This window comes from Methanolobus sp. (genome assembly GCF_030682845.1).
In the GTDB taxonomy this organism is placed as follows: Archaea; Halobacteriota; Methanosarcinia; order Methanosarcinales; family Methanosarcinaceae; genus Methanolobus.
In genome coordinates this window covers 1-6692 of sequence record NZ_JAUXNK010000027.1, presented here as the reverse complement: position 1 = coordinate 6692, position 6692 = coordinate 1, and the positions used below count along the sequence as shown (strand labels likewise).

5 protein-coding genes and 1 pseudogene are annotated in these 6692 nt (G+C 39.1%); 4 read left to right on the top strand and 2 right to left on the bottom strand.

Annotation, left to right across the window (positions count from 1 at the left end):
• Positions 1-18 precede the first annotated feature (18 nt).
• The gene (locus tag Q8J68_RS02540) at positions 19-1071 is read right to left on the bottom strand and encodes a hypothetical protein (protein ID WP_305309987.1); all 1053 of its coding nucleotides are present in this window, start codon (positions 1069-1071) and stop codon (positions 19-21) included.
• Positions 1072-2135: 1064 nt separating this feature from the next.
• Between Q8J68_RS02540 and Q8J68_RS02535 the strand changes: the two are divergent.
• The 4 genes and pseudogenes from Q8J68_RS02535 (at position 2136) to Q8J68_RS02520 (ending at position 5819) form a co-directional block, all read left to right on the top strand.
• Positions 2136-3569, top strand: a pseudogene (locus Q8J68_RS02535) (IS66 family transposase).
• A 389-nt stretch (positions 3570-3958) separates the two neighbouring features.
• On the top strand, positions 3959-4204 hold the full coding sequence (locus Q8J68_RS02530; RefSeq protein ID WP_305309986.1) for an AbrB/MazE/SpoVT family DNA-binding domain-containing protein: 246 nt from the start codon (positions 3959-3961) through the stop codon (positions 4202-4204).
• 30 nt (positions 4205-4234) lie between these two features.
• On the top strand, positions 4235-4579 hold the full coding sequence (locus Q8J68_RS02525) for a type II toxin-antitoxin system PemK/MazF family toxin (protein ID WP_305309985.1): 345 nt from the start codon (positions 4235-4237) through the stop codon (positions 4577-4579).
• Between the two features lie 337 nt (positions 4580-4916).
• Positions 4917-5819, top strand: a complete 903-nt coding sequence (locus tag Q8J68_RS02520) for a hypothetical protein (RefSeq protein ID WP_305309984.1) — start codon at positions 4917-4919, stop codon at positions 5817-5819.
• A gap of 425 nt (positions 5820-6244) precedes the next feature.
• On the opposite strand, the gene Q8J68_RS02515 is transcribed toward Q8J68_RS02520, so the two are convergent.
• Positions 6245-6508 carry a type II toxin-antitoxin system MqsA family antitoxin gene (locus Q8J68_RS02515; protein ID WP_305309983.1) on the bottom strand — a complete coding sequence of 88 codons (264 nt, stop codon included), beginning with the start codon at positions 6506-6508 and terminating at the stop codon, positions 6245-6247.
• Between the last annotated feature and the right edge of the window lie 184 nt (positions 6509-6692).

Here is a 6692-nt window from a genome sequence, read left to right as displayed (position 1 = left end):
TTGGATTATGATCCGACATTAGCTCATCCTCGCATCTTTGGCCAGTGATTCAATGTATTTTGTTGCTTCGGGATTTACAGAGCATATTCTGTCCCTGATGTCGATCAACCCGTTCTTTCGGAGAATTGCCAGGGACCTTATTACATCTATCTCATCCCCGATAGCGTCTTCAAGACTATTTGGAGTTACCCTCCCCATTGAAAGTATCAGGAAACCGACAAATGTTGTGTCATAGTCAAGCTTGGTCTTAAAAGAGGGTGAATATATCTCGTCTACTTTGATGGTCGAATTGTGCAGGCTTTTTTGCCAGATAATCTGTGCCAGCCGGATATTACCGGAAGAGATGTCCTTTATTCGGATGAATGCCAGATCTTCAGGTGTTTTTTCTTTTTCATTTTGTCGTGGCTTTTTTTTTAATACATGGTTTAAGAAATTGTTTAGCTGACTATTTAGTAAACTGTAATTCAGTTTGGGAACAGGGATATTGATAGTTCTTTCGAGGTTCTTTATTCGCAGAGGATAGTTTTCAAATATAAGGTATCGTTCTATGGTGTTCTTGTCCCCGTTTTCAAATATCACTTCCCCGTTATTGTAGTCAGACATAATAATGGACTTAATTTCATCAGCTTCAAGCCCATGCAGGTGGATGTGAGTGTGGAAATGCTTTTCGATGTGAAGCATTTCGTTGAGATATTCCCATGAGAAGAAGTTCCAGGAAGTTATGAACAGATGCTCCGGGGGAGTTGCAATATGATCCAGGTATTTTTCAAGTGCTTGAAAACCACCTACCCTTCTCCTGTACAGCAGATGACAGTCATCGATGAAAACTATCTTTTCCTGAACCCCGTTAAGTGCTTTCTCACAATCTTCATAACTATCCCATTCAGCAGGGATTTTTATTCTGGTGGACATCAACGAAAATTTGTAATACAAATTGTCCATAAGGGTCGTCTTTCCTGTATAAGGTCCGGCGATTATGGCTATGTTGGCAGCTGGTTGCGAGCCAAAATCTATGATAGTATCCTCTATCTCCTTAATCTCATCCTTATACCCGATAAACTTCCCCGGCATCCCCACACCTCTTTACCCGGAATGTACTCTTCAAGTAAATCTGGTGGAACATATATAAGTATTCATCTGTTTGCAGAATGCTCGCGAAAATAAATCCCGTGAATTTTAAAAAGTTTCAGATGAGGAGTTGTATCTTTAAACAGACCCCACGGACATCCAACAAACCTCTAAACATTGTACTTACTATCTCTATTTACAAAGAAAATAAGGAAAAAGAGGGTGATTTGGATGCACATCGATGGAATTAATAGAAAGATGCTCAAGCACTTCAGATGCGGCGGGCACCAGGATTGAATTGGTGCCCATAATTGGTGGTCAGTTATTAATCTTGCCGCATATTCTTTTTAGGTAGTAAAATATATACGCTTATTGAAACTGAATTTCGAATAAAAGAAAAGGACATCATAAGGGATATGATGCGGACATCATACGGGGATATGATGCCCTTGGTGGACCTCCTGCAACAAGCTGCACTATTTCCCAATTAAACCAAACTCTCCTGGGTTGCTGAGAGCTATCTGAACTTTTTGAAGGGGACTTTATAGTACGATATGGTAAATTTGGGTTATGCTTCACTTATTTACAGGGGGCACATGTGTAAGAGGATTATACGATCTTCGCTTATCTCCAGTTACTACCATGCCCGATTCTATTTAAGGTAGCACATTATATACCCTTATTGAAACTACCTTCTGAATCAGTAAAAATATATATTAAGTAAGCACCATACTATTATAAAAAATTCTAACCAAACTGCATAGCCATAATTCACAATATAATTTAAAATAATTTTTGATTGGTTTTAATATACTTATCGCATATTGTCTTAAAGTTGAGATGTATCAATAAATGCTTATCGAAACTGATTTTTTCATTAATAGGGAATTATTTATGTGTCTTACCTCTCCAAGAACACAGTCTTAATTAGTTAATAAGAGTAGTATTTACGTAACTATTCAACCCGATTATTATTGATAATGTAAAAACCAATATACCATGACTTCCTTCTATTATTAATCAAACTCTTCATTGAATGTCGTTAAAACGTCTATCAAACCGGGGGGATTTGTATAGACCGTGAAGAAATACTTGCAATTTATAAAGCTGGTCCTGATGCAGTAGTAGAGCTTGTGATTCGATTACTTGGCATTATAGAACAGCTTGAGGAACGTGTCAGACATCTGGAAGAGATGCTTGATAAGAACAGTTGCAATAGCAGCAAACCACCTTCTACTGACTCTCATGCACGAAAGAAACAAAACGTTAAAAGTCAGAGAAAAAAGAGCGATAGATCCGTAGGTGGTCAAAATGGTCATCCAGGTACTACATTAACAATGAATGACGAACCAGATGAAGTTATTGTTCATCCTGTTGACAAATGTGCCAATTGTGGGAGATCGTTAGCTTCTGTTAGTTCAGATTATCAACGAAGACAGATCTTTGACATTCCACCGATAAATCTCAAGTGCATTGAACATCGTAGTCTGATAAAAACAGGTCCTAAATGTTCTCACGTAAACAAAGCTGTTTTTCCAGATGGCGTAACTCAGCCAACTCAATATGGTCACCGAGCTAAGTCCGTTGCAGTTTATTTGTGCATAAACCAATTACTTCCTTATAAGCGTGTAGCCAGTTTGTTCTTTGACTTGTTAGGATGCAAGATAAGTCCTGGTACAATAGTAAACATGGTGAGCAGTTGCTTTGGTAAACTTGAACCATTTGAAAGCGAAGTGAAACATCTCCTTAAAAAATCTCCTGTAATCAACCTGGATGAAACAGGAATGAGAATCAATGCAGTTGGCAATTGGCTTCATGTAGCAGGTACTGGCAAACTGACCTATTATTTTGCACATAGTAAAAGGGGATCAGAAGCAATGGATGCCATGGGCATTCTGCCAGGTTACACTGGTGTTGCAACACATGATTTCTGGAAACCCTATCATAAATACCAATGTCAGCACTCATTGTGCAATGCACATCTGTTGAGAGAGTTGACAGGAGTTTGCGAGAACACTGATCAACTATGGCCAAGGATGATGGGTGATCTATTAATGTGCACCAAAGATCATGCAGACCATGGTCTTTTATAAGCCGAGCTAATTCAAAGGTTCAGTGAGGATTATGATCATATCACTTACTTTGGAATGAACGAAAACCCTCCTGACCCGCAATCAAATGTGCATCCTAAAAAACGAGGACGCAAGAAGCAAACTACAGCAAAGAATTTGCTGGACAGGTTTATTGGGTACAAAGAGGATATCTTACGGTTTATGTACGACCCAAACGTTGCGTTCGATAACAATCAGGCTGAAAGGGATATCAGAATGACCAAAGTACAGCAGAAGATATCGGGTACTTTCCGCAGTGAACAGGGTGCTAGAAATTTCTGCCGCATTAGAGGATACGTTTCTACCGTTCACAAGAATTCTCTATCTGTTATCGACTCGATCAGTGCAATATTCCGTGGAGATTCAGTTATTCCGTTATTGCAGAATTGAACGCAGATAGAGAAATCAGCTTGGTGGAAGTGAGCTAGGCTGAATAGTTACCCCGATTTAAAAGCTTTATATGCCTTCTTTTTCTCCGTTTTTGCGATTAAATTGAATTGTCGGACAGCCTGTTCAGCTGCAGGCATCCTTCCTCAATTTATCGTAAAAAATATTAATGGACATTAAAGTACTGTCCCCATAGATCCTTCACCGGCTTATTAAGACTCCCCTTGATATGGATCTCTGACGGTGGCCGCCTTATCAAGTTATGCTGGTGAATTAAAAAAGTTGCAGATAGGCTACCTATACATAATAGCAATTGATCTGTGGGAGATTCACAAACCATATATAATAATAGATTATTTATCTTACATGTAAGATGCAAGAGGTAAATATTCATGTCAATTTTAGATATAAGGACTGTAACGATAACCAGTAAGGGGCAGATAGTGATACCTTCTGGCATGCGCAAAGGAGCTTTTGGCGCTGGAAGCAAGGTTGCTGTAATAGCCATGGATGATCATATTGAGGTTCGCCCGATCGAAGATATCGAGTGGAAGATGGGTACTGCTCTGGCGTCAGAGAGATCTCTATCAAAGCTCTGGGACAGTCCCGAAGAAGATGAAGCTTGGGAGTATCTCTGAGCATTGATCAAGAATATAAGGTGATATTGTATGGTCACATTTAAGAAAGGGTCAATAGTTGTACTGCCGTTTCCGTTCTCTGATTTGACCGCAACCAAAAGGCGCCCCGCCTTAGTTATTGTTGACCTTAATGGTGACGATTATGTCCTGTGCCAGATCACATCAAATCACATGCATGATTCTTACGAAGTTACGCTTGGAAAAAATGACCTCATAAAAGGCACCCTTAAAACCGATAGTCTGGTCCGGACAAACAAGATATTCACTGCGACGGGTGATATAATAGAATATGAACTGGGAATACTGAGTGAAAAAAAAATGAAAGAGGTAGAAGAGAAACTCATACAGCTTATTAGAGGAAAATCGACCCAATAAAAAAACTCAGATGATCAGATCATATTTCATCTCAGCAGCCACTTCCACAGCGGTACGAAACTGATACCATCTTCTTCATTTTCAACATCTTCTGTAAGGAGAATATGTTCAGCATCGTTAATTTTTCTAAATATTTATATAAGTTAAGCACACATAAAGTAATTTACATATATGTAATTATCAAAAGATGGCTCTGTAGAAATCCTCGATATTCAGGCAAGAATGGAAATTAGCAATAATTGAAAATGTACTGTCAGCTATTGAAAATATTTGACAGTTTTGATATCCTTCTAGTGGTTTCGATCGGTTTTCTACAGAGCCCAAAAGATGTGATATCATGAAATACAAAATGATCTTATATGTATTGTTGGTGGTAAGCATTCTCCTGTCAGGATGTGTGGACATTACAGATTCTTACAAGCCAGGAAGTTTTGGCTCAACAGAAGAAGAAGCTGAAATGGTCAATGCAATAACTGAGAAATATGGAGATATGACACGGGATGGCAATCCCAGATTACTGGAAGTTATGATGACTTCTTCAATAAACAACTTCATTCCTGTTGATAAAGTACTGAAATATTCAAAGGATTCAGAGAAATTATATGTCTGGTTTATCTATGATAATTTTAACAATGATATCCTGACCATCGAATGGAGATATCTGGATCAGGATTATCTGATACACACATTTGAGTCCGAGACCGGCGAGGATTTTGGAAGAGGAGCATTCATTCTCGAGAAGCCGGATGACGGATGGCCCCTTGGTAAATACAATGTGAAAATAACGGGCTCAGGTGTTTCAGAGTCTGTTGAATTTGAGATAATTGATGGCCCTACCGAATCAATACCACTGGATATTCTGTCTGACAATATCGGTTCTATTGAATCCGATTCTGGAAACGTGGAAGGACTCACGGTCCCTAAAAGCGGATTTGAAGTCAAAGAAACCGATTACAGCTTTGTTGGTGAATGGACATCAAATTGGGGAGATATGAAATTCGAGAGGTCTGGGAATCAGATCATAGGTGAATATACCCATGACAAAGGAAGATTAGTAGGTGTCGTAAACGGCGATGTTTTCATTGGAACATGGTCTGAAAGTCCATCATATAAAGGTCCCAGCGATGCAGGAGATGTGGAATTAAAGTTAAGTGCAGACGGCAATTCATTTACTGGTAACTGGAGATATGGTTCAGACAGTGCAAGCTGGAGCGGAGGATGGACCGGTCAGAGAAAATAATGAATTATTAACTTTAGATTGCCGGACACAACAGCGCAATTTGGGAAGTCCACCCAGACAGGCAAGAATTCCGGGCACACTGCAGCAAGTGGTATGCCTTTGAATTCTTGTCAAATTATTCTTTTATTCTATGGCAATTTAAAGTTTTAACATCTCCAACCTTTCCCTGACATGAGCCTTCAGAATGAAACTGTAAAATAAAAATTACAGTGTAACCAATACTGATTTACAAACTCTGGTGGTTCTAACTGTCTTGAGGCTTTTTTTTAGTGTAAGAAATATATGTTTTTGCTTGAACTGTTCTTCAAAATGTTAATTTCTACAAGGCAGAGCTTCTGTATGGTGTGGTCTCAAGCTAATCATCGAATTACAAACGCAACCATCCCGCCGCAGGCGGCGTATTCCAAAAAAGATCACTCTGATGATCAGCAGTTTTCAGCCTCTATCTCACTAAGGCTGACTTCTCCAGCTGCAATTGGATGAACACGCAGGGAAGAATCATGAAATTCACGCATAACCTTATCTATACGTCCGGAAGTTTGCGAGGTATAGTATGCTTCACCGCATTCCTGGCAGATAAAAGCATCAACATCCCTGATTGCAAGCACGGTTTCACCTGTCTTCACAACAAACTCGTGTTTTCCCTCAACAAGTTTGCCTTTACAAAAACTACATTTATCCGGGATCATTGTTTACCAATCCTTATTCTGTCTTCAATCCATTTATCTTTTACCGGAAAACTAAACAGTTACTATCCTCATGGTCAGTACAGTCTGCTACCACAATATGGCATGCTTATTTTTTCACAAGTCCTGAAAAATGAGATCATTCGGTAATTCTCCATTCTTGCAAATGTACGATAAAAGCTCCTGC

What these genes read in the sequence shown, in the direction of transcription:
- Q8J68_RS02540 (WP_305309987.1), bottom strand. Translation starts at nt 1,071, where the DNA reads ATGCCGGGGAAGTTTATCGGGTATAAGGATGAGATTAAGGAGATAGAG.
- Q8J68_RS02530 (WP_305309986.1), top strand. Translation starts at nt 3,959, where the DNA reads ATGTCAATTTTAGATATAAGGACTGTAACGATAACCAGTAAGGGGCAG.
- Q8J68_RS02525 (WP_305309985.1), top strand. Translation starts at nt 4,235, where the DNA reads ATGGTCACATTTAAGAAAGGGTCAATAGTTGTACTGCCGTTTCCGTTC.
- Q8J68_RS02520 (WP_305309984.1), top strand. Translation starts at nt 4,917, where the DNA reads ATGAAATACAAAATGATCTTATATGTATTGTTGGTGGTAAGCATTCTC.
- Q8J68_RS02515 (WP_305309983.1), bottom strand. Translation starts at nt 6,508, where the DNA reads ATGATCCCGGATAAATGTAGTTTTTGTAAAGGCAAACTTGTTGAGGGA.